Genomic DNA, 25,149 nt, shown 5'->3' with positions numbered 1-25,149 from the left:
TTCTCAGGCCTCCACGAGGGCGGTTGCGTCTGCGTCGGACAGGTCGGCGGGCGAGGCCAGGTGGCCGAGTACGGCGGTTGCCGCCGCGACCTGCGGCGACACCAGGTGCGTACGGCCTCCCTTGCCCTGCCTGCCCTCGAAATTCCGGTTGGAGGTGGAGGCTGAGCGCTCACCGGGGGCGAGCTGGTCGGGGTTCATGCCCAGGCACATCGAGCAGCCCGCGTGCCGCCATTCGGCCCCGGCCTGCGTGAACACCTTGTCAAGGCCCTCCGCGACGGCCTGCAGCGCCACCCGTACCGAACCCGGGACGACCAGCATCCGCACCCCGTCGGCCACCGAACGGCCCTCGACGATCGCGGCGGCCGCGCGCAGGTCCTCGATGCGGCCGTTGGTGCAGGAGCCGACGAAGACGGTGTCGACCCTGATGTCGCGCAGCGGCTGCCCCGCGGTCAACCCCATGTACTCCAGAGCTTTTTCCGCGGCGTTGCGCTCCGACGGGTCTTCGTACGAAGCGGGGTCGGGGACGTTCGCGGAGAGCGGCGCGCCCTGGCCGGGGTTGGTGCCCCAGGTGACGAACGGGGCGAGCGAGGCGGCGTCGATGACGACCTCCGCGTCGAAGACCGCGTCGTCGTCGGTCTTCAGCGTCTTCCAGTACGCCACGGCGGCGTCCCAGTCCTCGCCCTGCGGGGCGTGGTCGCGGCCCTTCAGGTAGTCGAAGGTGGTGGCGTCCGGGGCGATCATGCCCGCGCGGGCGCCGGCCTCGATCGACATGTTGCAGATGGTCATGCGCGCTTCCATCGACAGCTTCTCGATGGCCGGGCCGCGGTATTCGAGGACGTAGCCCTGGCCTCCGCCGGTGCCGATCTTCGCGATGATCGCCAGGATCAGGTCCTTCGCGGTGACGGTGTCCGGCAGTTCGCCCTCGACCGTGATGGCCATGGTCCTGGGGCGGGCCATCGGCAGGGTCTGGGTGGCCAGTACGTGCTCGACCTGGGACGTTCCGATGCCGAAGGCCAGCGCGCCGAACGCGCCGTGCGTCGAGGTGTGCGAGTCGCCGCAGACCACGGTGGTGCCCGGCTGCGTCAGGCCCAGCTGCGGTCCCACCACGTGGACGACGCCCTGCTCGACGTCGCCCAGCGGGTGCAGCCGTACCCCGAAGTCGGCGCAGTTCTTGCGCAGCGTCTCCAGCTGGATGCGCGAGACGGGGTCCGCGATCGGCTTGTCGATGTCGAGGGTGGGAGTGTTGTGGTCCTCGGTGGCGATGGTCAGGTCGAGGCGCCGTACCGCGCGGTTGCTCTTGCGCAGTCCGTCGAAGGCCTGCGGGCTGGTGACCTCGTGCAGCAGGTGAAGGTCGATGAAGAGCAGGTCGGGCTCTCCCTCCGCACGCCGGACGACATGGTCGTCCCAGACCTTCTCCGCGAGTGTCCTACCCATCGCTTTCCCTCCGGCCGGCGGCTTTGCCGGCTCAACTAGAGATGTCGGTCCGCCCCGCCCGGACCCCCGTGCGGGGCGGTGACCGCGGACCGTTGTACGGCCGCGGGTACAGCGTGACAAGTTCGTTGGAAAATTGAACTTGCGTTTCACAGAGTGAGACGCGAGTATCGACGCATGGACAACTCTAGCGGCGTCGGCGTTCTCGACAAGGCGGCGCTCGTGCTGAGCGCCCTGGAGTCCGGTCCGGCCACCCTCGCCGGGTTGGTCGCGGCGACCGGGCTCGCACGACCCACGGCCCACAGGCTGGCCGTGGCACTGGAACACCACCGGCTGGTGGCTCGCGACATGCAGGGCCGGTTCATCCTGGGCCCCCGCCTCTCCGAGCTCTCGGCGGCGGCCGGCGAGGACCGCCTGCTGGCCACCGCAGGACCGGTACTGACCCATCTGCGCGACGTGACCGGCGAGAGCGCACAGCTCTACCGCCGCCAGGGCGACATGCGCATCTGCGTGGCCGCCGCGGAACGGCTGTCCGGACTGCGGGACACCGTCCCGGTCGGCTCCACGCTCACCATGAAGGCCGGATCCTCCGCCCAGATCCTGATGGCCTGGGAGGAGCCGGAGCGTCTGCACCGGGGTCTCCAGGGCGCCCGCTTCACGGCGACCGCCCTCTCCGGGGTACGCCGCCGGGGCTGGGCGCAGTCGATCGGCGAGCGCGAGCCGGGCGTGGCCTCGGTCTCCGCCCCTGTCCGCGGCCCGTCCAACCGTGTGGTCGCCGCCGTCTCGGTCTCCGGACCGATCGAGCGCCTGACCCGCCACCCGGGCCGGATGCACGCCCAGGCGGTCATCGACGCGGCGGCGCGCCTCTCGGAGTCGCTGCGCCGCTCGGGCGGCTGAACGCCGTTGCCGCTCCCCGGGGGTGGGATGCCGGTCACCCCCACTCGGTGTCCCTGGTTCCCGCGGCTCGCGGACCGGGCTTCAACCGGCCCTCCACGTAACGCACTTGGGCGGGTTCGCACAGGCGACGCCACCGCCACGCCCCGGCCGGTGCCGAGCAACGTCCCGCCCGAACACCCCAACTGGGCGTGCGGCGCGGGACGTTCCCGACGCACACGAACCCGGTGGCGCGCTTCACCCGGCACGGCGCGCACGCAGCCGCAGGCCTGGGGTCTCGTCCCACCCGACGAGGGTGATGACCTGCCGGAGGTGCGGGGCGAGACCCGCCAGCTCCACCTGTCGGCCCTCGGGACGCGAGCGGGCGAAGTCCATCAGCAGGCGCAGGCCGCCGAGGTCGAGGAACTCCAGCCCGGACAGGTCCAGATGGACGTCCCCGGCGGTCTGCGCGACCGCTTCGAGAGCCTCGCTCAGGTGGCGGTGGCCGTGTACGTCCACCACCCCCTCGACCCGCAGACCGTGCGGCTGGTACAGACGGATGACGCGTAGTTCCGCGGTGCGTACGAGGGGTTCCACGTCAACGCTCCTCGGGTGGGCGGAGGTGAAGACTTTCAGGGGTCGCGCATCGAAGCAGCGGGACGCCGTACGGACAGTCCCGTGAGCGGGTGCCCGTGCCCGAACTCGCGGGCCACCAGGGCATCGTGGCGTCCGGCGGCCGCCGGACGGCGTCCGCGTCCCGTGGTACCGCGCCCCTCCCGCCGAGGAAGCGGAGCCCCGGTGCCCCTCGATGCGGGCACGGCCGGACTCTGCCCGCATTCGCTCCGCCGTACGCGCGGGTGCTGCACGGCCCTACTGAGGGATCGAGGGAACCGTCCGGCCCGCGGGGGCGGACATGCGAAGAGGCCCTCCGCATCACTGGGATGCGGAGGGCCTCTTCTCGTACGTACCCCCGACCGGATTCGAACCGGCGCTACCGCCTTGAGAGGGCGGCGTGCTAGGCCGCTACACAACGGGGGCCTGTGAACTGCAGATCGACCGTCCACTTGAATACCGTGGGAACCAAGGGGATCAACATGCGCTGGGCTACCAGGACTCGAACCTAGAATGACGGTACCAGAAACCGTAGTGTTGCCAATTACACCATAGCCCATGGTGGTTGAGACCATTTTGAGTTGGTTTGCAACCAGTACCCCCGACCGGATTCGAACCGGCGCTACCGCCTTGAGAGGGCGGCGTGCTAGGCCGCTACACAACGGGGGCCCTAGCGATCCTCGCGTCGATACATCCAGGAGCGACCTGAAGGTGTCGGAAAGAAAGGATCTGTACCCCCGACCGGATTCGAACCGGCGCTACCGCCTTGAGAGGGCGGCGTGCTAGGCCGCTACACAACGGGGGCCCTAGCTGAGCTGTTTCATGCTCTATGAACTTCAACAGCTCTCGCGAGCTGGGCTACCAGGACTCGAACCTAGAATGACGGTACCAGAAACCGTAGTGTTGCCAATTACACCATAGCCCACCAGAACGCAACCCCTGATCGGGGGTCTCTGTTCGGTCTGCGCTTTCCGGCCGGACCTTTCGGCCCGCTCGGGCGGCGCAGAAAGAACATTACCCGAAGGTTCCCGGGGCACCAAAACGGGTATTGCCCGCCAGCAGGTCAGGGAGCTGCGCCAGCCCGGAGACGCTCACCAGCTCCGGATGCCCGCCCGCCCCCCTGCGGTCCAGCCAGATCCCGGTCAGCCCGGCGGCGACCGCTCCGCGGGCGTCGATGTCCGGCTCGTCCCCGATGTACGCCACCTCGTGGGGCGGCAGCGCGAGGGCGTCGCAAGCCGCGTGGAACGCCTCGGGGGCCGGCTTGGCCACCCCGAGTTCCGCGGCGCACAGCACCGCCTCGAACCGGTCGCGCACGCCGAGGACGCGCAGTTTGCGGTCCTGGTTGCGGATGCTCGAATTGGAGAGGACCGCGTGCCGGTAGCCGTCGGCGAGGGCGTCCAGGACGGGCACCGCGTCCGGGAAGAGCGCCCAGGCGGCCTCGTAGTGGGCCACGTGCCGGGCGAACCAGTCGTCGGCGACGGCGTCGGGCATGTCCGCGCCGAGGAAGTCACGGATCCGGTCGCGCCGCTGTTCCTCGAAGGTGGAGTGCCCCGCGGCGAAGCGCCCCCAGTGCAGCCGCGTGAGCTCCTGCCACCGCGCGAGGGCGTGCTCCGCGCTCTCGTACCCGTGCGGCAGTCCCTCGGCGGCGAAGTGCCGCTGCATCCCGATGCGGTCGGCGGACGCGTAGTCGAAGATCGTGTCGTCGATGTCCCAGAGGACGGCGCGAAGGGGCATGGGAGCAGTATTTGCGCATCCGTACGACCGGAAACAAGAGGGGGCGGCAACCGTGCGGTCGCCGCCCCCTGCCGTATGCACGGCACCACACCTACCCGGCGAGCTTCGCCAGGGCCGCGTCGATGCGGGTCAGGGTCTTGTCCTTGCCCAGGATTTCGAGGGACTCGAAGAGGGGCAGGCCGACCGTGCGGCCGGTGACGGCGACACGGACCGGGGCCTGGGCCTTGCCGAGCTTGAGGCCGTGCTCCTCACCGGCGGCCAGGACGGCGTTCTTGAGGGACTCCGGGTCCGACCAGTCGGCCGCCTCCAGCGTGGCGCGGGCGCTGGTCAGGAGGGCGGCCGGGTCGCCCTTCATGGCCTTGGCCCAGGAGGCCTCGTCCTCGACCGGCTCCGCGCGGAACAGGAAGTCCACGTTGGCGGTGATGTCGGAGAGCACCGTGACGCGGGTCTGGGCGTGCGGGGCGATGGCCTCCCAGGCGGCGCGGTCGAAGTCCTCGGGGGCCCAGTTGGCGTGCGGCGCCGTCAGCCAGGGCTCGCAGGCGTCGGCGAAGGCCTTGGGGTCGAGGAGGCGGATGTGGTCCGCGTTGATCGACTCGGCCTTCTTGAGGTCGAAGCGCGCCGGGTTGGCGTTGACGTCGGCGACGTCGAACTTCTCGATCAGCTCGGGGACCGTGAAGATGTCCTGGTCGGCGGAGAAGGACCAGCCGAGCAGGGACAGGTAGTTCAGCAGGCCCTCGGGGAGGAAGCCGCGCTCGCGGTAGACGTTGAGGGACGCCTGCGGGTCGCGCTTGGAGAGCTTCTTGTTGCCCTCGCCCATGACGTACGGGAGGTGGCCGAAGGCGGGGATCTCCTTGGCGATGCCGAGGGAGATCAGCGCCCGGTAGAGAGCGATCTGGCGCGGGGTGGAGGAGAGCAGGTCCTCGCCGCGCAGCACGTGGGTGATCGCCATCAGCGCGTCGTCGACCGGGTTGACGAGCGTGTAGAGCGGGGCGCCGTTGGCCCGCACGATGCCGTAGTCCGGGACGTTCTCGGGCTGGACGGTGATCTCGCCGCGGACCAGGTCCGTGAAGGTGATGGCCTCGTCGGGCATCCGGAAGCGGACGATCGCGGGGCGGCCCTCGGCCTCGTACGCCTCCTTCTGCTCACCGGTGAGGTCGCGGCAGTGCCCGTCGTAGCCGGACGGCTTGCCGGCGGCGCGGGCGGCGTCGCGGCGGGCGTCCAGCTCCTCGGTGGAGCAGTAGCAGTGGTAGGCGTGACCGGCCGCCAGCAGCTTCTCGGCGACGTCCTTGTAGAGGTCCATGCGCTCGGACTGGCGGTACGGCGCGTGCGGGCCGCCGACCTCCGGACCCTCGTCCCAGTCGAGGCCGAGCCAGCGCATCGAGTCCAGGAGCTGCTGGTAGCTCTCCTCGGAGTCGCGCGCGGCGTCGGTGTCCTCGATGCGGAAGACCATGGTGCCGCCGGTGTGCCGGGCGTAGGCCCAGTTGAAGAGGGCGGTACGGACGAGGCCCACGTGCGGGTTGCCCGTCGGGGAGGGGCAGAACCGTACGCGGACGGGGGACGAGGGGGTGTTAGCCACGCTTGATCACCTTGTTGGTGAGAGTGCCGATGCCTTCGATGGTGACGGCGACCTCGTCGCCGACGTTCAGGGGTCCGACACCCGCGGGGGTGCCGGTGAGGATGACGTCCCCGGGGAGGAGGGTCATCGCTTCGGAGAGGTGCGAGATCAGGTCGCCGACCGAGCGGATCATGTCGCTGGTGCGGCCGAGCTGGCGCTGTTCTCCGTTGACCGTGCACTGGATGGTGAGGTCGGCGGGGTCGAGGTCCGTCTCCACCCAGGGGCCGAGCGGGCAGGAGGTGTCGAAGCCCTTGGCGCGGGCCCACTGCTTCTCGCGCTGCTGGACGTCACGGGCGGTGACGTCGTTGGCCGCGGTGTAACCGAAGATCACGTCCTTGACGCGGTCCGCGGGGACCTCGCGGCACATGCGGCCGATGACCACGGCCAGTTCGGCCTCGTGGTGCAGTTCGGAGGAGAAGGAGGGGTACGCGATGGAGTCGCCGGGGCCGATCACTGAGGTGGACGGCTTGAAGAAGGCGAGGGGGAGGTCCGGCACCTCATTGCCGAGTTCCGCCGCGTGCTCCGCGTAGTTGCGGCCGATGCCCACGACCTTGCTGGGCAGCACGGGCGGCAGAAGGCGCACCTTGCTGAGGGGGACCTTGACGCCGGACAGCTCGAAGTCGGCGTACGGAATGCCCTTGATGATGTCGAGGACGAGGTCACCGGAGTCAACGGTTCCGTCGCCCTCGACCGCGCCGAAGGCGACGTTGCCGTCGATGGAGAATCTGGCGATGCGCACGGTGTGCCTGTGCCCCTCACTGAGCTGGCGGAAGTCTGACGCTCCAGGCTAACGCGGGTGGGGGTGGCGGCTTCGCCCCGTTCGCTGAGCGGGGCCGCGGCGCACGGCGCGTGGGGCGGGTTACGCGGGGGCGGCCTCGGGAAGCTGCTGGGCCTCCGGGGCGACCATCAGGACGGTGCGGCGGGCGTTCGCGGTGACGGTGGGCAGTTCCTGGGCGTACTGGGGCAGGGCGGCCGTCTTGGGGGTCGCCGAGGAGTCCAGGTGGGCGAGCGTCGTGCGCTGCGGGTTGGCCAGGTTGCGGAGCGCAGGGGCCGACTTCTTCGCCGTCTTCGTCGTCATGTGCAGGTCGCGCCTTGTCGTAAGGGCGCCGGGCGGGCGCCGGTGGTCGGATTCGCAATCCCTGTAAAGCGTCAGGCTAAACATCCACTTCCCGGCCAAAGCCGGGAATGTGCGGGGATCTTCGTGTGAGTTTGCTCACGGGATGTTGGGCAAATGCCGCATTTGGTGCTCTTGATCTTGTGGGGGGAAACGGACATTGCATGCCTGAAGGCACCATTCCGCTCCCGATCATCCCGTGTGGGGCGCGACCGGGGCACCCCCCACCCCTAAGTGACTCGTCAGTTATTGACCGTTTGATACCGGAAAGGGCTCTACGTCTGGTGACTCGGTCGACACAATGCGTCACGCTGGTCGTGCCGCGAACCACGGGCCTTGTTGGAGATCCGGCACTGTGCTGGAATTCCCCGGACCGCGGTCACTCACGACCACCCAATGGGGACGATCCGGTACCCCACGACTCGACACCGTTCGGCCGCTCTGCGGCGGAACGCCTGGTCCAGAGGTTGCGACGCTAGTGCAGGGACGTTTCAAGAGGGATGGCAGCGCTGCGGCGGAGCAGGAGCCGCGCGGCGGGACCGACCGTGGCTCATCGCCCCAGCCCCAGCACGCCCGGACCCCCCAGGACAGGGACCCGGCGCAGGCCGGCGGGGCGCCCCGTGCTGCCCAGCCCGGCGGCGCGGGCGGTGACCGCGGCGCCGGTGCGTTCGGCGGCGGCAACGCCTTCGGTGGCGGTGGCGGCCGGGAGTCCGCGAGCGCGGCCGGCGGCGCCAAGCCGAAGGCCGCCAAGGCTCCCAAGCCGATCAGCGCGGGCACCCGAATATCCCTGCGCAACTGGAGCATCAGCACCCGCCTCGTCTCGCTGCTGGCCCTCCCCGTGGTCGCGGCGACCTCGCTCGGCGCGCTCCGCATCAACGAGTCCCTCAACGACATGCAGCAGCTGGAGCACATGCAGCTGCTGACCGACATGACGCGCCAGGCGACCGACCTCGCCGCGGCACTGCAGAACGAGCGGGACAAGACCGCGGGGCCGCTCGCCAACGGCACGCCCCGCACGGCTCCGGTCGTCAAGGCCGAGACCGACAAGACCGACCGCGTGCGGGCCGCGTTCCTGCGCGGGACCAAGGAAGTCGCGGCGGGCGACGAGTCGGACCAGGCCCTCAACAGCATCCGAGGCAGCCTCCGCGAGATCTCGGTCCGGCTGAACTCCCTTCAGGAGGTCCGCGCCGACGCCTTCCAGAACGGCGCGGGCGCGGGCAACTCGCAGACGGTCAGCGCCTACAGCGGGATGATCACCGCTCTGCTGAGCCTCTCCCAGGACATGGCGCAGGCCACCTCCAGCCCGGAGATGATCACCCGTACCCGTGCCCTGGCCGCGTTCTCCTCGGCCAAGGAATACGCCTCGGTGCAGCGCGCCACCATCGCCGCGGCGCTGCCCGCCACGCCCGAGGGCCCCGACTCCGAGACCCGTCTCGTGGAGAGCGACCGGCTCTCCGGTCACACCGCCCTGCTGAACGAGGCGGCGGCGCTCGAAACGTTCCGCCGGATCTACGGCGACGCGTCCTTGCCCCTGCTGGACGTCCTGAAGAACTCCAACCCCGACTCCAAGCGCGCCGAAGAGTACGCGAGCCTCGTCCTGTCGACCGAAGGCGCCATGAAGGCGGCCCCCAAGCGGTCGTACCAGGACTGGAACGACCAGGCCAGCATGGAGATCGAGGTGATGAAGCGCATCGAGGCCACGCTGCTCAACGACATGGAGCAGAAGGCACGCGAGCTCCAGGCGGACTCCGAGCGCTCCACGATCATCTCCGGTGCGGTCATCCTCCTCGTGCTCGGCGTCTCGCTCGTGGGCGCCTTCGTGGTGGCCCGCTCCATGATCCGTTCGCTGCGCCGCCTCCAGGACACCGCGACCCGGGTCGCCCAGGAACGGCTGCCCGAACTCGTCAAGGCGCTCTCCGAGTCCGACCCGCAGGACGTGGACACCTCCGTGGAGTCCGTCGGCGTGCACAGCCGGGACGAGATCGGCCGCGTGGCCTCCGCGTTCGACGACGTGCACCGCGAGGCCGTACGACTCGCCGCCGAGCAGGCGTTGCTGCGAGGCAACGTCAACGCGATGTTCACCAACCTCTCGCGGCGTTCGCAGGGCCTCATCCAGCGTCAGCTCTCGCTCATCTCCGAACTGGAGTCCCGCGAGGCCGACCCGGACCAGCTCTCCTCCCTCTTCAAGCTCGACCACCTCGCGACCCGTATGCGCCGGAACGGCGAGAACCTCCTCGTCCTCGCGGGCGAGGAGCCGGGCCGGCGCTGGACCCGGCCCGTGCCGCTGGTCGACGTGCTCCGCGCCGCCGCCTCCGAGGTGGAGCAGTACGAGCGCATCGAGCTCTCCTCAGTGCCCTCGACCGAGGTCGCCGGCCGCGTCGTCAACGACCTCGTGCACCTGCTCGCCGAGCTGCTGGAGAACGCGACGTCGTTCTCCTCGCCGCAGACCAAGGTGCGCGTCACCGGTCACGCGCTGCCCGACGGGCGGGTGCTCGTCGAGATCCACGACACCGGCATCGGCCTCTCCCCCGAGGACCTCTCCGCGATCAACGAGCGGCTCGCCGCTCCCCCGACGGTGGACGTCTCGGTCTCCCGCCGCATGGGTCTGTTCGTGGTCGGCCGGCTGTCCCTGCGACACGGCATCCGCATCCAGCTCCGCCCGTCGGACTCCGGCGGTACGACCGCGCTGGTCATGCTGCCGGTCGATGTCGCCCAGGGCGGCAAGAAGCTTCCCGGCAAGCCCGGTGGCCCCGGCGGTCAGGGCGGCGCGCCGCAGATGCCGGCCGGCCCCGGCGCGCGTGCCGGGCTGCCCGGCGGCCCCGGCGCGGGCGGCGGTCCCGGCAGCCGTCCGGGCGGGCCGCAGGCCGGCCAGGGTGCGCTCGGCTCCGAGCCGTCCCGCCATCAGGTGGGCGCGGGCTCGGGTGCGCGGACCGCGCTGCCCGGCCGTACGCCCGGCGCCGGTCTCGCCGCGAACCCGGCTCCGGCCGGTCCCCCGAAGCGGGGCGGCGGCGGTCTCGCCGGCGCCTTCGGCGGTGGCCGCGGCGGGCGCGAGGACGTACGGCAGACCGCGCCGCAGGACCAGCACGGCGGCCCGGCGCCGCTCCCCCGGGCCGGCGGTCCGCGTGCGGAGCTGCCCGGCGGCAACCCGGCGGCCCCGCAGCCCGCACCGCAGGCCCTCCGTCCCCCGCAGCAGGCCCAGGCCGCCAGCTGGGGCGCCCGGCCGCAGAACCCGGACGTGCCGCGCGGCCACGAGGAGACCGAGGACCGTCAGGGTCCCGGCGCCACCGCGCAGTTCGACCGCCCGGACTTCAACGGGCCGCCCCCCGGCCAGGCTTCGACGACCGGACAGTACGAGCGTCCCGACGTACGGCAGGACCCGTCGGCCACCGGCCAGTTCGAGCGCGCCGACGTACGCGGACCGCAGGGTGCGGGCAGCACCGGCCGGTTCCCGCAGGCCGACGCCCGCGGACCGCAGGACCCGTCGGCCACCGGTCAGTTCCCGCAGCCTCAGTTCCCGCAGGACCAGCTCCCCCAGGCCCAGTTCCCGCCGTCGCGCGGCGGCTACCAGGACCCGGCGTCGACGGGGCAGTTCCCGCAGGCCCCGCAGCCGCAGGCCCCCGAGGACAGCCGGCGCGGCGGGCAGGACCCCGCGTCCACCGGACAGTTCGAGCGTCCCGACGTGCGCGGCTCGCAGGACGGCAGCAGCACGGGCCAGCACCAGCTGGACCCGTACGACGCCGGCCGGCACCGGGTGGACCCGTACGACACGGGTCAGCACCGGACGGGTCAGTTCCCGGCGCAGCCGCAGGCAGGCCAGTACGGGCTCTCCGAGCTCGACGGCCCCCTGCCGGCCCCGCCCGCCGGGGTGCCGCAGGCGCCGAACGCGCCGCGTCCCGTCGCGAGCCTCCCGGTGCCGCCCGCGCAGCCCGGCCGGTCCGCCCAGTCCGCTCCGCAGCAGCGTCAGCCGCAGGACGGCCGGTCTCCGCACCACCCCGACCTGCCGCCGGCCGCGGGTCCGGGGGACGGCCGTACGCCGCTCTTCGACACGCTGGAATCGAACTGGTTCCACGGCGAGCAGGGCCAGCCGGGTCAGCCCCAGCAGGCCCAGGCGCGGGCGCAGTCCCCCGCCGTGCCGCAGCAGCCCACCGGCGCTCCCGAACGGGAGCCGGCCGGCGAGGTCAGCTGGCGGCCCTCGCCGAACGACGAACTCGTCCGGCAGGCCGAGCGGGTCCGCAAGCCCGCCGCCGGCGGTGTCACCACCTCAGGACTTCCGCGTCGTGTCCCGAAGGCCAACCTGGTCCCGGGCACCGCGCAGGAACAGAACCACCAGACAGGTCCGCAGGTCTCCCGTGCGCCCGACGACGTACGCGGCCGGCTGACCAATCTTCGTCGGGGAATCCAGCAGGGCCGCCAGGCCGGTTCCAACGGAACCACTGGCAGCTTCCGCACCGTTGACCCCACTCACCAGCAGGAGCGTTAGTTGAGTCCGATGAGCCAGGCGGCCCAGAATCTGAACTGGTTGATCACCAACTTCGTGGACAACACCCCAGGGGTGTCCCACACGGTGGTGGTCTCCGCCGACGGACTCCTTCTGGCCATGTCCGAAGGTTTCCCGCGTGACCGAGCCGACCAACTCGCCGCCGTGGCCTCGGGGTTGACCTCCCTGACGGCCGGAGCGTCCCGGATCTTCGAGGGCGGCCCGGTCGCCCAGACCGTGGTGGAGATGGAGCGCGGCTTCCTCTTCCTCATGTCGATCTCGGACGGTTCCTCGCTGGCGGTGCTCGCGCATCCCGACGCCGACATCGGTCTGGTGGGGTACGAGATGGCCCTGCTCGTCGACCGGGCGGGGACGGTCCTCACCCCTGACCTGCGCGCGGAACTGCAGGGCAGCCTGCTGCACTAGCCGCGCGCCGCCGTACCCCCGCAGTACCCCTCATCAGGAGGGGCTTCCCCCAAGCCCTTCACACCGCCTGGCCGATAACCGAATCCCCCACCGGCCCAGTCAGACGGCACGCCGACCCCTTGCTGTCATGCCCGGAGGACCCATGACCCCGCCCCCCGCCTCACACGATTCGTACGGCGGCGCGCATCTCGACGCCCCGTACGAGTACGAGGGCGACCAGCCGCTGGTTCGCCCCTACGCGATGACCGGCGGCCGGACCCGTCCCCGCTACCAGCTCGCCATCGAGGCACTGGTCAGCACCACGGCCGATCCGGCCCACCTGTCCACACTGCTCCCCGAGCACCAGCGGATCTGCCACCTGTGCCGCGAGGTCAAGTCGGTGGCCGAGGTCTCGGCGCTGCTCTCGATGCCGCTCGGCGTCGCGCGTATTCTCGTCGCGGACCTGGCGGAGGCCGGGATGGTGGCCATCCACCAGCCGGGCGAGGGCGCGGACGCCGACGGAACGCCGGCCGTCACGCTGCTGGAAAGGGTGCTCAGTGGACTTCGCAAGCTCTAGCTCGGACGGCGCGACCGGAGCGGCCCGCTCCACCACCTCCGCGAAGATCGTGGTCGCGGGCGGGTTCGGCGTCGGCAAGACCACGTTCGTGGGCGCGGTCTCCGAGATCAACCCGCTGCGCACGGAGGCCGTCATGACCTCCGCCTCGGCGGGCATCGACGACCTCACCCACACCGGGGGCAAGACCACCACCACGGTGGCGATGGACTTCGGCCGCATCACGCTGGACCAGGACCTGATCCTGTACCTGTTCGGCACTCCGGGTCAGGACCGCTTCTGGTTCATGTGGGACGACCTGGTGCGCGGCGCGATCGGCGCGGTCGTCCTGGTCGACACCCGCCGCCTCGCGGACTGCTTCCCCGCGGTGGACTACTTCGAGAACAGCGGCCTGCCGTTCGTCATCGCCCTCAACGGCTTCGACGGCTACCAGCCGTACACGCCCGAGGAGGTCCGCGAGGCCCTCCAGATCGGACCGGACACCCCGATCATCACCACGGACGCCCGGCACCGGGCCGATGCGAAAAGCGGGCTGATCACGCTGGTCGAGCACGCCCTGATGGCACGGCTCAAGTAGGACACAAGTGGGGCGCGGCGTACGGCAGTTGCCGTAGCCAAACAGGGACGGACTGTGGCGTACGACACTCTCCGCCCCTGTTTGGCCGCGGAGTTCATAACGTTTCGAAAGAGAATTGCACGAGCGCGGCAACCCGGCGCGGTCGTGCGGTGTCGCTGCGCTCACACGGGCCCCGCCTTTTGGCGGGGCTCGTTCTTTATGCCCGTTTTATCTGAGGGATGGGCCACTAGGAACGCTGCCATCCGGCTGTTTGGCCCGGAACCGTCGGGCGTGCTGGAATTCGGCGAAACTCCTGAGTAAGTACAGCCGTCCTGAACAGGCACAGCCGTAAGTACCGCCCTGAACGAAAACCGGCACAGCGTAGGTGCCGACGCCGAGAGGTTGTTGGTCGAGTGAGGCGAAGCAAGAACGGCTCCGCAGAGCAGCAGACGCGGGGCAACTTCACGCCGCCGTCGCACGCTGCGGCGCCGCCTGTCGCTGAGGCGTCCGCCGCGCCGGCAGGTGGCAGCTCCAGCCGGATGTCCCCCCGCAACTGGCGGGTGGCCACCCGGCTGAACGCGATTCTCCTCATACCCGTCCTGGTCGCCCTCGTCATGGGCGGCTTCCAGGTGAACGGTTCCGTGCAGACCTGGCGGCAGGCCCAGGACGCGGAGAAGACCGCACTCATCGTGCGCTCCGCCGCCGAGTACGGGCACGCCCTGCTCAACGAGCGCGACCTGACGGCCCAGCCGCTGCTCAGCGGGCAGCGCGACAGCCCGGAGGTCAAGAAGGCCTACGCGGCGACCGACGAGGCGGCCGGGAAGTTCAAGGAAGTCGCCACCGACCTGCCCAGCGACGGGCTGAAGCGCCGGCTGAAGAAGTTCCAGGAGGAAGAGCCGAAGCTCGCCGCGATCCGCAAGACGGCCTTCACCGCCCAGGTCGAGGCGGCCCGGAAGGACGAGTCGAAGGGCATCGGCCCGGTCGCCACCGAAGAGGGCTACGTCGTCGTCCAGCACTCCCTGATGGAGCTCGCGAACGAGCTCAGCCTGGACACGGGCAACGTGACGAGCTACGGCCGGTCCGTCTACGCGATCCAGCTGGCCAAGGCGGCGGGTTCCCTCCAGCGCTCCATCGGCACGCACCTGCTGGTGCGGCCGAGCGGCCAGGACGACGTCAAGGACGCGCAGATCGTCGCGTTCACCTCGTACACCTACCTGGAGCGCATCGCGCTCGGTGAGTTCGTCTCGGGCAGCACCGCCGCCGACGAGCAGCTGCTCAAGGACGTCATGGCGGGCAAGACCCGGGACGGCGAGCAGAAGCTGGCCACCGCGAAGGCCCGCGCGGCCGCCGCGGGCCAGGACTTCCCGACGCCGCCGCGCGGCGCCGACGGCTCGATCCTCACCGGCATGGGCCAGGAGATCGCCACCGGCAGGAGCAAGCAGGCGCTGGCCAGGAAGGGCATCGTGCCCGACACCTGGATGGCCGCCTCCACCGCCAAGTTCGACGGTTACACCGAGGTCGAGGAGAAGCTCGTCACCAAGGCGGTGGACGAGGCCGCGCAGATCTCCGCCGACGCCCGCAACGACGCCATCATCAACGGCGCCGTCGTCGTGATCGCGCTCCTGGCGGCGTTCGTCCTGGCCGGGATGATCGCCCGGCAGATGAGCCGCTCGATGAAGCGCCTGCGCACGGCGGCCTTCGCCGTCGCCGAGCAGCGCCTGCCGATGCTCGTGGACCAGCTGTCGCGCACCGAGCCGGGCCGCGTGGACACCCGCGTGGAGCCCATCCCGATCACCTCGCACGACGAGATCGGCGAAGTCGCCCGCGCCTTCGACCAGGTGCACCGCGAGGCCGTGCGGCTCGCCGCCGAGCAGGCCATGCTCCGCGGCAACGTCAACGCGATCTTCACCAACCTCTCGCGTCGCAACCAGTCGCTGATCGAGGGCCAGCTGACCCTCATCACCGACCTGGAGAACAACGAGGCCGACCCCGACCAGCTGGAGAACCTCTTCCGGCTCGACCACCTGGCCACCCGCATGCGCCGCAACGGCGAGAACCTCCTCGTCCTCGCCGGCGAGGAGCCGGGCCGCCGCTGGAACCAGCCGGTCCCCCTCGTCGACGTGCTGCGTGCCGCCTCCTCCGAGGTCGAGAACTACGAGCGCATCGAGCTGAGCGGCGTACCCGAGTCGGAGATCCACGGCCAGGCCGTGACCGACCTGGTGCACCTGCTCGCCGAGCTGCTGGAGAACGCCACCACGTTCTCCTCGCCGCAGACCAAGGTCCGCGTCACCGCGACCCGGCTGCCCGACGGCCGCGTCATGGTCGAGATCCACGACAAGGGCATCGGCCTCACCGCCGAGGACTTCGCGGACATCAACCACAAGCTGGCCAACCCGCCGACGGTGGACGCCGCCGTCTCGCAGCGCATGGGCCTGTTCGTGGTCGGCCGCCTCGCCGACCGGCACGGCATCCGCGTCCAGCTCCGTCCCTCCGGCGAGCAGGCCGGTACGACGTCGCTGGTCATGCTCCCGGACGCGATCACGCACGGTGGTGGCGGCGAGGACGTCCACTCGGACGACTTCACGGTCTCGTCGATCATGGCTGCCCAGCAGCCGGCCCCGGAGCAGCCGGGCCCCGACCACGCGCCGATGCGGACCGCGGCCGAACTCGGCTTCGACGACTCGCAGTACGAGAGCGGGCAGGACGAGTCCCCGGGCCGCATGCCGCTCGATCCGGTGAAGCGCGCACGGCTCCGTGAGGAGCGCAGGGCCGCCCTGGAGGGCCGCGACGGCCAGGACGACGACCGCCCGCTGTTCCGCGACGAGGTGCAGGACGGCGCGGGCCCGCAGGGCTACCCGGAGCCTTCGCCCGGGTACGGGGAGCAGCAGTACGGCGAGCAGCAGTACCAGGAGGCGTCGTACGACCCGTACGGCCGGCCGCAGCAGCCCTCGTACGACGGGAACGGCTTCCCGGCCGCCCAGGCGCCGCAGGCCCCCACGCCCGGCTTCGACGGCTTCGGCCCGCGGGACTCCTTCGGCTCGACCGAGCGCTACGTCCCGCAACAGCAGTCGCAGCAGCCGCAACAGGAGTATGTGGAACCCACGTACGACAACGCGGAACCTGCGTACGAGAACTACGAGTCCTCGTCCCACCAGCCCAACTGGCCCGACCAGCAGGGTTTCCAGACCGCGTACGAACCCTCGTACGAGACCGAAACGGAATCCGCGCAGTCTCCTTCCGCCCCTGCCGGGGCGGACGCGGAGAGCGTAGGCTTCGACAGTCCGGGAACCCCTTCTCCCGCACCGAGCGCCGGTCACGGGCTGACCGGCGCGGGCCTCCCCCGCCGCGGCAGCCAGCCCGGCCAGGAGTCGATGCTCAGCCGGCACAGCAAGTCCGCCGGCCGCACCGAGCCGGAGCAGCAGGAGAAGGCGGCCCGGGCGCAGCTCCCGCAGCGGCCCGCCGCGGGGCAGGACGGTGCGGACCCGGGCACGGCAACGGCCGCGGGTGACGGCGGCTGGCGCACGTCGAACGACGAGCGCTGGTCGCGGGCCGAGAAGCTCAAGGACCCGAAGGCCGGCGGGATCACCCCCTCCGGACTCCCCAAGCGGGTGCCCAAGGCCAACCTGGTCGAGGGCGCCGCGGAGCAGGCTCCGCAGGGCGGCCCCCAGGTCTCCCGCGCACCGGAGGACGTACGGGGCCGGCTGAGCAACCTGCGGCGCGGTGTCCAGCAGGGACGCAGCGCGGGAACAGACCAGAACCAAGCGGCCACTTACGATCAGCACAGTGGACCGGGTAGTACCTACAACCAGGAGCGTTAGTGTGAGCCCGATGAGCCAGGCGGCGCAGAATCTGAACTGGTTGATCACCAACTTTGTGGACAACACCCCCGGTGTTTCCCACACGGTGGTGGTCTCCGCCGACGGACTCCTGCTGGCGATGTCCGAAGGATTCCCGCGCGACCGTGCCGATCAGCTGGCGGCCGTGGCCTCCGGTCTGACGTCGCTGACGGCCGGCGCCTCCCGGATCTTCGAGGGCGGCGCCGTCAACCAGACCGTGGTGGAGATGGAGCGAGGTTTCCTTTTCATCATGTCCATCTCCGACGGATCCTCGCTCGCGGTGCTCGCGCACCCCGACGCCGACATCGGCCTCGTAGGCTACGAGATGGCACTTCTCGTGGACCGGGCCGGTACCGTCCTCACCCCGGACCTCCGGGCAGAGCTCCAGGGAAGTCTGCTCAACTAGCGCACACCCACTGCCGGCCGTTTCACACAACGGTCGAACAAGCAGACACAAGTGTTCTCAACTAGCAGACACCCCGTGCGCATGGGCGTCCCCGGGCTTTAGGGTTCGGGGACGTGGCCCCACAGTGAATGGCGCCCGCAGTGCAGTCGGAGGAGGAGAACGTGGCAACGCCCCCAAACGGTTCGTCGGCCGACTGGCCCTATGGCCGTGGCCCGGTCCAGGGCCAGGGAGGTCAGCAGGGGGGTCCCGGCGACCCCTCCCAGAACCGGTTCAACTTCCCCTCCACGCCGAGCCGTTCACCGTACGAGCAGACCGGGCGCCCGGACGGGTCCGGTCACCGGTACGAGCAGCAGCACCCCTACCAGCAACATCCCCCGCAGCCCCCGCAGCACGGGGGGCAGCACCGCGCACCGCAGCAGCCCGGCAACCGGTCGGCGCCGCCGCGGGCGGGCGGTGTCCGGGGCGCGGGCTCGCCCACGTCCTCGGGCGGCGGCACCCACAATCCCCTGGTGCGCCCGTACGCCATGACGGGCGGCCGTACCAGGCCCCGCTACCAGCTCGCCATCGAGGCACTGGTGCACACCACGGCGGAACCGGCACGGCTGCAAGGGCAGTTGCCCGAGCACCAGCGGATCTGCCACCTGTGCCGTGAGATCAAGTCGGTCGCCGAGATCTCCGCACTGCTCTCCATCCCCCTCGGCGTTGCCCGAATCCTCGTCGCCGACCTGGCAGAGGCCGGACTCGTCGCCATCCACCAGCCCGGCGGCGACGAAGCCGCGGGTGGTCAGCCAGATGTGACACTGCTCGAAAGGGTGCTCAGTGGACTTCGCAAGCTCTAGCAGCGGAGCAGCCCGCTCCACAACCTCCGCGAAGATCGTGGTGGCGGGCGGCTTCGGCGTCGGCAAGACGACGTTCGTCGGAGCCGTGTCGGAGATCAACCCGCTGCGTACCGAGGCCGTCATGACCTCAGCCTCGGCCGGGATCGACGACCTCACCCACACCGGGGACAAGACGACGACCACCGTCGCCATGGACTTCGGCCGCATCACGCTGGACCAGGACCTGATCCTGTACCTGTTCGGCACGCCCGGTCAGGACCGCTTCTGGTTCATGTGGGACGACCTGGTGCGCGGCGCGATCGGCGCGGTCGTCCTGGTCGACACCCGCCGCCTCGCGGACTGCTTCCCCGCGGTGGACTACTTCGAGAACAGCGGCCTGCCGTTCGTCATCGCCCTCAACGGCTTCGACGGGCACCAGCCGTACAACCCGGAGGAGGTCCGCGAGGCCCTCCAGATCGGGCCCGACACCCCCATCATCACGACGGACGCCCGGCACCGGGCGGACGCGAAGAGTGCGCTGATCACGCTGGTCGAGCACGCGCTGATGGCGCGGCTGCGGTAGTACCGCTCCGTAGTGGGGTGCCCGGGGCAGGTGTTTCCCGCGTGGGCGCGGCTCGGCCGGTCGCGCCCACGCGGCGGAGCCGCACAATGACACAGCCCCGCGCCCCTGTGGTACGGGCCGGCACACGTACGAGAACGGCCCGGACCCCCTCGAAGTGAGGGGGTCCGGGCCGTCGGCGTGTGCGGCGGGGGTGCTCAGCCCTGCCAGCTGTGCGGCGCGCGGAAGCCCGGCGTGCGCTCCAGCCGGCGCCAGCCCGCCGCGGTGCGGCCGTGCGGCGCCGAGACCTCGGCGGGTCGGGCGGCGGCCCTCGCCAGCAGGATCGCGGTGATCGCGGCCAGCTCCTCGGGGGCGGCCTCGCCCTTCTCGACGCGCAGCAGGTTCTTGGTGGCAGCCGTATCGGCGGGGGTGCTCATCGGTTTCGTGGTCTCCGTATCGTCGTCGTGCGGCACCGAGGTGCGGGAGGGAATTACTGGGGCGGGTTGCCGTGCTTGCGCGAGGGGAGGTCCGCGTGCTTGTTGCGCAGCATCGCGAGGGAGGAGATGAGGACCTGGCGGGTCTCGGCCGGGTCGATCACGTCGTCCACGAGGCCTCGTTCGGCCGCGTAGTACGGGTGCATCAGCTCGGCCTTGTACTCCTTGACCATGCGCGCCCGCATGGCCTCGGGGTCCTCGGCCTCCGCGATCTGCTTGCGGAAGATCACGTTGGCCGCGCCCTCCGCGCCCATCACGGCGATCTCGTTGGTCGGCCAGGCGTAGGTGAGGTCGGCGCCGATGGACTGCGAGTCCATGACGATGTAGGCACCGCCGTACGCCTTGCGCAGGATGAGCGAGATGCGCGGCACGGTCGCGTTGCAGTACGCGTACAGGAGCTTCGCGCCGTGCCGGATGATGCCGCCGTGCTCCTGGTCGACACCCGGCAGGAAGCCGGGGACGTCGAGGAGCGTCACGAGGGGGATGTTGAAGGCATCGCACATCTGGACGAACCGGGCGGCCTTTTCGCTCGCCTCGATGTCCAGGACGCCCGCCAGGGACTGCGGCTGGTTGGCGACGATGCCGACGACCTGGCCGTCCAGACGGGCCAGCGCGCACAGGATGTTGGTGGCCCAGCGCTCGTGGATTTCCAGGTGGTCGCCGTCGTCGACGAGTTCCTCGATGACCTTGCGCATGTCGTACGGGCGGTTGCCGTCGGCGGGCACCAGATCGAGCAGTACCTCGCCGCGCCGGTCCACCGGGTCCTCGCAGGCAACCGCCGGCGGGTTCTCCCGGTTGTTGGAGGGCAGCATCGAGATCAGGTAGCGGACCTCGGCGATGCAGGTCTCCTCGTCGTCGTACGCGAAGTGCGCGACGCCCGAGGTCTCGGCGTGCACGTCCGCGCCGCCGAGCCCGTTCTGGGTGATCTCCTCACCCGTCACCGCGCGGACCACGTCCGGGCCGGTGATGAACATCTGGGAGCTCTCGCGGACCATGAACACGAAGTCCGTGAGAGCCGGGCTGTAGGCCGCGCCACCCGCACACGGGCCGAGCATCACACTGATCTGGGGGATGACACCGGAGGCGCGCGTGTTGCGCTGGAAGATCCCGCCGTACCCCGCCAGCGCGGACACACCCTCCTGGATACGGGCACCCGCGCCGTCGTTCAGCGAGACCAGCGGGGCGCCGGCCGAGATGGCCATGTCCATGATCTTGTGGATCTTCGTGGCGTGTGCCTCGCCCAGCGCACCGCCGAAGATCCGGAAGTCGTGCGCGTACACGAAGACCGTCCGGCCCTCGACCGTGCCCCAGCCGGTGATCACACCATCGGTATACGGCTTCTTGTTCTCCAGGCCGAAACCGGTCGCCCGGTGCCGGCGCAGCTGCTCGACCTCCCGGAAGGAATCCGGGTCCAGCAGCAGCCCGATGCGCTCACGGGCGGTCAGCTTCCCCTTCGCGTGCTGCGCCTGGGTGGCCCGCTCGCTCGGGCCCTGCACGGCCCGCTCACGAAGCGCCAGCAGCTCGGCCACCCGGCCACGGGAGTCGGTGGGCTCGCCCGGAGCGCCCGGAGTATCCAAAACGGTCATGTGTCGACCCTACGAAGAACGACAAGAAAACGGTCCGTCGACTCTGCACAGTCTCCGGACCGTATCCCTGTCGGGGCCGGACAGAACCGCGTCCGGGAGGAGGGGAAGTCACTGTTCGCGGCGGGAGCTCTTTGTAAAGAGGTCACAAAGGACGCCGGTGTGGCGTGCTGCACACGCAGGGGTCCGTCAGCGCGGTTCGCACACCCCGGAGAGGCCCGCCTCCGGCCTCCCCTCCCGCCGTCGCTTCTCCTTGTGCTCCTCCTGCACCTTCTGGATGTCGGCCAGCCGCTGCTTCAGCCGCCGGTCGCCGGGGTCGGCTTCCGTGTCCGCCAGGTGCCGGAGCGTGGCGTCGTAGAAGGCGTCCCGGACCGCGGGGGACATCACGTCCGAGGCGTCCAGGCAGCGCACGCTGCCCGTGCCGCCGGTCAGGCGCAGGGCGGTCTGCTGGTCGGGGCCGCCCCCCTTGGGGGAGACGTCGGAGCGGGCCGAGAAGACGCCGCCCCCGCCGGTGCCCGCCCAGCGGGCCTGCCCCTCCTGGGAGACCAGCTTCTTCAGCAGTTCGCGGGCGAGAGGGGTGTCGTTGAACAGGACGGCGAAGTCGGCGGAGACCTCGTACCCCCGTTGCCGGTAGGGGCCGCCGGGCAGCAGGGGCGCGGAGTCGGTGAAGTCCGCTTCGGCTGCCCGCCTGCCGTAGAAGGCGCGGGCGAACGAGCCCTGGTGCTCCAGGATGCAGCCTCCTCCGTCGAAGAGGAGGCCGCCGCCCTCGGGGGTGCGGCCCCGGTGGTCGGTGAGCAGGGCGCGCTCGGCGGCCTCGGGGTCCGCGGCGGCCATCGTGCCCCAGACCCGCCAGGCGCGGACGATCCGCTCGTCGGTCCACGGCACGTCCGGGTGGCCCGTCGCCCACTTCTCGTACACGTCGCGGCCCTGCGACTGCAGGACGACGTCCTCGATCCAGTCGCTGCCGGGCCAGCCGGACGCCCCGTCGTCGCCCATGCCCGTGCACCAGGCGGCCATCCTGACCGGGCCGGCGGGCGGGACGACGCCCCTTCGGTGCCACACGATGCTTTTGAGGTCGGCCTTCACCGGGACCCAGTACGTCATGCCGTCGGCGGTACGGGGCTGCCAGGGCGGTCCGTACTCCTCCAGCTCGACGTCGCCGAGGATCTTGTCCAGCGGTTTGAGCCGGCCCCTCTCGGCGTACTCGGCGAGCTCGCCCACCCCGGGCATGATCGCGACGTGCGGCGCGCTGCCCGTCTGGACCTGGGAGAGCAGCATCTCGCGCTGGGCGGCGGTGCCCTGATAGGCGAACGGCACACCGAAGCTCTTGAGCAGGTCGGTGAACCGGCGTTCCTGGTCGCCGGTCCACGGACCGAGGACGGTGACCTTCTCGCTGTCGGACGGGTCGCCGGGCGCGGCGAGGGTGCAGGCGGTGACCGGCAGCAGCAGCGCGAGGAGCAGGACCACGCCGCGCAGGGCGGCCCGGGCGGGACGGGTGCGGTACGGAGTCATCCGGCTGCCCTCCAGTAGTCGGCGTTGAGCCTGCGGACGCATCCTGCGACGGGCAGTACGCAGATCAGGACGCCGCCGGTGAGGAACGAGTAGTAGACCCACGGCGGACGGCCGTCGTCGGCGAGCCCGGCGTGGACCCGCGGGATACGGTCGGCGAGCGTCTGCTGGGCGTCCTCGACCCGGGGCGAGGCGCTCACCGCGTCGGTGGCGAGTGCGCGCAGGGACTGGTAGGAGTCGTCCAGCCGGTGGTGGGTGACGACGGCGGCCCAGAGCGGGAGGACCGCGAGGGCGGCGGTGAGCAGCAGTGCGGCGACGAGGGAGGGCTCGTAGCGTCTCCCGCAGCGGCGGCGCAGCACGCGCAGGGCGGACAGGACCGTCACGAACAGGGCGACCAGCGCCAGTTCGGCGACCGCCCAGCCCGCGTACCGTCCGGGTCCGAACGAGACGTCGGCCTCCACCTTCTCCAGCTGGTTCGTCTGGAGCAGGTCGAGTCGCGACACCATTCCCGTGACGGGCCGCTGGAGCACGTAGTGGGCCTCGCGGAGCCGCTGCCTGCGCAGGAGTTCGTCGGCGCGCGTCGAGTCGACCTGCCGGGTCGTGGCCAGGTTGACCGACTGGGCGTACGCCCCCATCAGGCCGTAGAGGGGTTCGATGATCGCCCTGCCGCGGGACCCGTCGATCTGGTTCCGGGCGAGCCGGGCGTGGCCCTGGAAGGCGACGGCCCACTGGGCGCGGTACTCCTCTCCCGCGTCGACGACGGGGGCCAGCCCGGAGTCCACCGAGTCGTATGCCTCGTCGTAGGAGCGCAGCAGGGCGAGGCGGGTGGAGGCCACGTCGACGACGGCGGGCTCGGAGGCGGTGCGCAGCTCGTAGGCGGCACGGTCGGCGGCACGGTAGGAGACCAGCAGGGTCCCGGCGCCGACGAGGGAGAGCACCAGGGCGAGCGCCAGGTGCCGTTCCAGCAGGTGGCGGGTGCGCGAGCCGGTGCGCCGGGCGTGCCACCAGCGGCGCAGCCGGCCGGGGGCGGGCGGGGCCGGGGACATGGGGGGCCGGTCGGTCATCGCAGGGGTTCTCCGCACGTGATGCAGTACGCCGCGGGCAGGCCGGCGGGACGGCGGCAGCCCGGGCGCGGGCAGCGGCGTTCGACGCCGTGGGCGTAGTCGCGCAGGAGGTCCTGGGCGGTGCCCGCGTCGCCGCCGGTCAGGATGTCGGCGCGCAGCCGGTCCTGGTCGTAGCTCTGGTGGAGGCGGACGATTCCGCGGGCCGCGTCGTCGATGTCTGCGATGGTGCGGACGCGGTCCAGTGGCCAGCTGATGCCGAGCTGGTGGGCGAGCTGGACGGCCGCGCCGAGGTGGCGTTCGGCGGAGTCGCGCCGGTTGCGGTGCGCGGCGAGCTGCCCGCGGTCGAGTTCCTGCCGCAGCCGGCCGAGCGCGTCGGCGAGGGTGACGGTGAGGTTGTCGTCGGTGCCGACCCGCTCCTCGGCGGACAGGGAGCGCGGCCGGGTCTCCCAGCGGACGACAACCGGGGCCACGGCGTCCCCGAGGGCGGCCGAGGCGAGTTGCAGGTCGACGCCGAGCGGTTCGGTGTCGGCGTCGACGCCCAGTTGCAGGAGGTATTCGCGTCTGCCGACGTCCCACTGGTGGGTGGGCAGCTGGTACCGGCCGGGCCGGCCGGGGTCGGGGCGTACGGCCGTGGAAAGCAACTGACCTCCGGTTTCCTGGAGTTCGATCAGTCGCACCCCGGTGCGCAGGGTGAGTTCCAGGGTGAGTCCGGGGCTGCGGATGCGGCGCCGCGCGGCGATCAGGGAGGTGGCGTACGGGGCGAACGCCTCGGGGGCCAGACCGCGTTCCCCGTACAGGTTCCGGGCGACGGTCACCAGCGCGAGCGGGTCCCAGGAACCGCTGACCGCCAGCACGTCGCAGGTGAACTCCCCCGCGCAGCGCGCTATTTCGTCGTCGAGCGGGCCGACGGGTGCGGTGCCGTCCGAGAACAGCAGCAGGTGCCGTACCGGCAGGGGGCGGGCGGCGAAGCGGGTACGCGCGGCTGCCAGCAGCCCGGCGAGCCCGGTGTCCTGCGCGCCCTGCGCACCCGGTGTGCGGTACGGCTTCCGGGAGACGGCGGTGAAGGCGGCCTCCCCCCGCGTCTCCGCATCGGCGACGGCCCAGCCCCCCTCGAAGGGGTAGCCGCCGCCGGTGCCGATCAGCGCGAAGGACGCGCCGTCGGGCAGGGCCAGCAGGGTGTCCGCGAGGGCTTCCCTGGGGCCTGGGTCGCGGTCGGGGGCGAGGTCGACGGCGAGTGCCACCGCGAGGTCGGTGGCGGGGAGCTCACCCGTCGGGTCCGCGCCGACGGCGCGCGCCTCCGCCTGGAGGACGGCCTTGACGACGGTGCCGGGGCGCGGGGTCCGCTCGCGGCGCGTCTCCACGTGCAGGTCGAAGGTCAGACCCGGTGCTGCGGCGGGTGTGCCCATGTGCGTCACCTTCGTCGTTCGTCGGTCGCGGGCCGGCGGTCGGCCGGCCTGTTGGCCGCGGGTCCCGGGGCTCGTGGGGCGCG

General features: G+C 71.2%; 20 protein-coding genes and 5 tRNA genes. 9 read left to right on the top strand and 16 right to left on the bottom strand.

Annotated elements, in window-relative coordinates; all coding sequences use genetic code 11:
* Positions 1-3: 3 nt before the first annotated feature.
* On the bottom strand, positions 4-1,434 hold the full coding sequence (gene leuC / locus HNQ79_RS23765) for a 3-isopropylmalate dehydratase large subunit (protein ID WP_185034350.1): 1,431 nt from the start codon (positions 1,432-1,434) through the stop codon (positions 4-6).
* 174 nt (positions 1,435-1,608) lie between these two features.
* Between leuC and ndgR the strand changes: the two genes are divergently transcribed.
* Positions 1,609-2,328 carry an IclR family transcriptional regulator NdgR gene (gene ndgR / locus HNQ79_RS23760; RefSeq protein WP_185034348.1) on the top strand — a complete coding sequence of 240 codons (720 nt, stop codon included), beginning with the start codon at positions 1,609-1,611 and terminating at the stop codon, positions 2,326-2,328.
* Between the two features lie 234 nt (positions 2,329-2,562).
* Here ndgR and HNQ79_RS34570 read toward each other — a convergent pair whose 3' ends face one another.
* From HNQ79_RS34570 to HNQ79_RS23710, 10 genes are all read right to left on the bottom strand, one after another.
* Positions 2,563-2,901: an STAS domain-containing protein gene (locus HNQ79_RS34570; RefSeq protein ID WP_185034346.1), complete on the bottom strand. Its 339-nt coding sequence runs from the start codon at positions 2,899-2,901 to the stop codon at positions 2,563-2,565.
* A 368-nt stretch (positions 2,902-3,269) separates the two neighbouring features.
* Positions 3,270-3,342: transfer RNA gene (locus HNQ79_RS23750), tRNA-Glu, on the bottom strand.
* A 61-nt stretch (positions 3,343-3,403) separates the two neighbouring features.
* A tRNA-Gln gene (locus HNQ79_RS23745) sits at positions 3,404-3,475 on the bottom strand.
* 37 nt (positions 3,476-3,512) lie between these two features.
* Positions 3,513-3,585, bottom strand: a tRNA-Glu gene (locus HNQ79_RS23740).
* Positions 3,586-3,648: 63 nt separating this feature from the next.
* Positions 3,649-3,721, bottom strand: a tRNA-Glu gene (locus HNQ79_RS23735).
* Positions 3,722-3,769: 48 nt separating this feature from the next.
* Positions 3,770-3,841 (bottom strand) — tRNA-Gln (locus tag HNQ79_RS23730).
* 89 nt (positions 3,842-3,930) lie between these two features.
* The gene (locus HNQ79_RS23725) at positions 3,931-4,650 is read right to left on the bottom strand and encodes an HAD family hydrolase (protein ID WP_185034344.1); all 720 of its coding nucleotides are present in this window, start codon (positions 4,648-4,650) and stop codon (positions 3,931-3,933) included.
* Between the two features lie 91 nt (positions 4,651-4,741).
* Positions 4,742-6,226, bottom strand: a complete 1,485-nt coding sequence (gltX, locus tag HNQ79_RS23720) for a glutamate--tRNA ligase (protein ID WP_185034342.1) — start codon at positions 6,224-6,226, stop codon at positions 4,742-4,744.
* Entirely contained in the window at positions 6,219-7,004 is a 786-nt protein-coding gene (locus HNQ79_RS23715; RefSeq protein WP_185034340.1) for a fumarylacetoacetate hydrolase family protein, read from the bottom strand. The genes gltX and HNQ79_RS23715 overlap by 8 nt, the downstream gene beginning before the upstream one ends.
* Before the next feature lie 120 nt (positions 7,005-7,124).
* Positions 7,125-7,343: a hypothetical protein gene (locus HNQ79_RS23710; RefSeq protein WP_185034338.1), complete on the bottom strand. Its 219-nt coding sequence runs from the start codon at positions 7,341-7,343 to the stop codon at positions 7,125-7,127.
* A gap of 514 nt (positions 7,344-7,857) precedes the next feature.
* On the opposite strand from HNQ79_RS23710, the gene HNQ79_RS23705 reads away from it, so the two are divergent.
* The 8 genes from HNQ79_RS23705 (at position 7,858) to HNQ79_RS23670 (ending at position 19,034) form a co-directional block, all read left to right on the top strand.
* The gene (locus tag HNQ79_RS23705) at positions 7,858-11,859 is read left to right on the top strand and encodes a nitrate- and nitrite sensing domain-containing protein (RefSeq protein WP_185034336.1); all 4,002 of its coding nucleotides are present in this window, start codon (positions 7,858-7,860) and stop codon (positions 11,857-11,859) included.
* A gap of 9 nt (positions 11,860-11,868) precedes the next feature.
* Positions 11,869-12,282: a roadblock/LC7 domain-containing protein gene (locus tag HNQ79_RS23700; RefSeq protein ID WP_185034582.1), complete on the top strand. Its 414-nt coding sequence runs from the start codon at positions 11,869-11,871 to the stop codon at positions 12,280-12,282.
* A gap of 142 nt (positions 12,283-12,424) precedes the next feature.
* Positions 12,425-12,838, top strand: a complete 414-nt coding sequence (locus HNQ79_RS23695; RefSeq protein WP_185034334.1) for a DUF742 domain-containing protein — start codon at positions 12,425-12,427, stop codon at positions 12,836-12,838.
* Positions 12,819-13,412 (top strand): GTP-binding protein, encoded by a 594-nt coding sequence (locus HNQ79_RS23690; protein ID WP_185034333.1) that lies wholly within the window; start codon positions 12,819-12,821, stop codon positions 13,410-13,412. Before HNQ79_RS23695 ends, HNQ79_RS23690 begins: the two co-directional genes overlap by 20 nt.
* A 392-nt stretch (positions 13,413-13,804) precedes the next feature.
* A complete protein-coding gene (locus HNQ79_RS23685) occupies positions 13,805-17,209 on the top strand; it encodes a nitrate- and nitrite sensing domain-containing protein (protein ID WP_185034331.1) in 3,405 nt (1,134 codons plus the stop codon).
* A gap of 10 nt (positions 17,210-17,219) precedes the next feature.
* Complete coding sequence (locus HNQ79_RS23680) at positions 17,220-17,633, top strand: roadblock/LC7 domain-containing protein (protein WP_030980891.1); 414 nt, start codon at positions 17,220-17,222, stop codon at positions 17,631-17,633.
* A gap of 161 nt (positions 17,634-17,794) precedes the next feature.
* The gene (locus tag HNQ79_RS23675) at positions 17,795-18,472 is read left to right on the top strand and encodes a DUF742 domain-containing protein (RefSeq protein ID WP_229923647.1); all 678 of its coding nucleotides are present in this window, start codon (positions 17,795-17,797) and stop codon (positions 18,470-18,472) included.
* Entirely contained in the window at positions 18,453-19,034 is a 582-nt protein-coding gene (locus HNQ79_RS23670; RefSeq protein WP_185034326.1) for a GTP-binding protein, read from the top strand. The genes HNQ79_RS23675 and HNQ79_RS23670 overlap by 20 nt, the downstream gene beginning before the upstream one ends.
* A gap of 194 nt (positions 19,035-19,228) precedes the next feature.
* On the opposite strand, the gene HNQ79_RS23665 is transcribed toward HNQ79_RS23670, so the two are convergent.
* The 5 genes from HNQ79_RS23665 to HNQ79_RS23645 all read right to left on the bottom strand — a co-directional run bounded on the left by HNQ79_RS23665 (position 19,229) and on the right by HNQ79_RS23645 (position 25,066).
* On the bottom strand, positions 19,229-19,447 hold the full coding sequence (locus HNQ79_RS23665; protein ID WP_185034324.1) for an acyl-CoA carboxylase subunit epsilon: 219 nt from the start codon (positions 19,445-19,447) through the stop codon (positions 19,229-19,231).
* A gap of 53 nt (positions 19,448-19,500) precedes the next feature.
* The gene (locus HNQ79_RS23660) at positions 19,501-21,090 is read right to left on the bottom strand and encodes an acyl-CoA carboxylase subunit beta (RefSeq protein WP_185034322.1); all 1,590 of its coding nucleotides are present in this window, start codon (positions 21,088-21,090) and stop codon (positions 19,501-19,503) included.
* Positions 21,091-21,276: 186 nt separating this feature from the next.
* Complete coding sequence (locus tag HNQ79_RS23655) at positions 21,277-22,599, bottom strand: ABC transporter substrate-binding protein (RefSeq protein ID WP_185034320.1); 1,323 nt, start codon at positions 22,597-22,599, stop codon at positions 21,277-21,279.
* A complete protein-coding gene (locus tag HNQ79_RS23650; RefSeq protein ID WP_185034318.1) occupies positions 22,596-23,660 on the bottom strand; it encodes a hypothetical protein in 1,065 nt (354 codons plus the stop codon). Before HNQ79_RS23650 ends, HNQ79_RS23655 begins: the two co-directional genes overlap by 4 nt.
* Positions 23,657-25,066: a vWA domain-containing protein gene (locus HNQ79_RS23645; RefSeq protein ID WP_185034316.1), complete on the bottom strand. Its 1,410-nt coding sequence runs from the start codon at positions 25,064-25,066 to the stop codon at positions 23,657-23,659. Before HNQ79_RS23645 ends, HNQ79_RS23650 begins: the two co-directional genes overlap by 4 nt.
* Positions 25,067-25,149: the final 83 nt, after the last annotated feature.

The organism is Streptomyces candidus (assembly GCF_014207445.1).
Classification (GTDB): domain Bacteria; phylum Actinomycetota; class Actinomycetes; order Streptomycetales; family Streptomycetaceae; genus Streptomyces; species Streptomyces candidus.
This window is presented reverse-complemented; position numbering and strand designations above follow the sequence as displayed.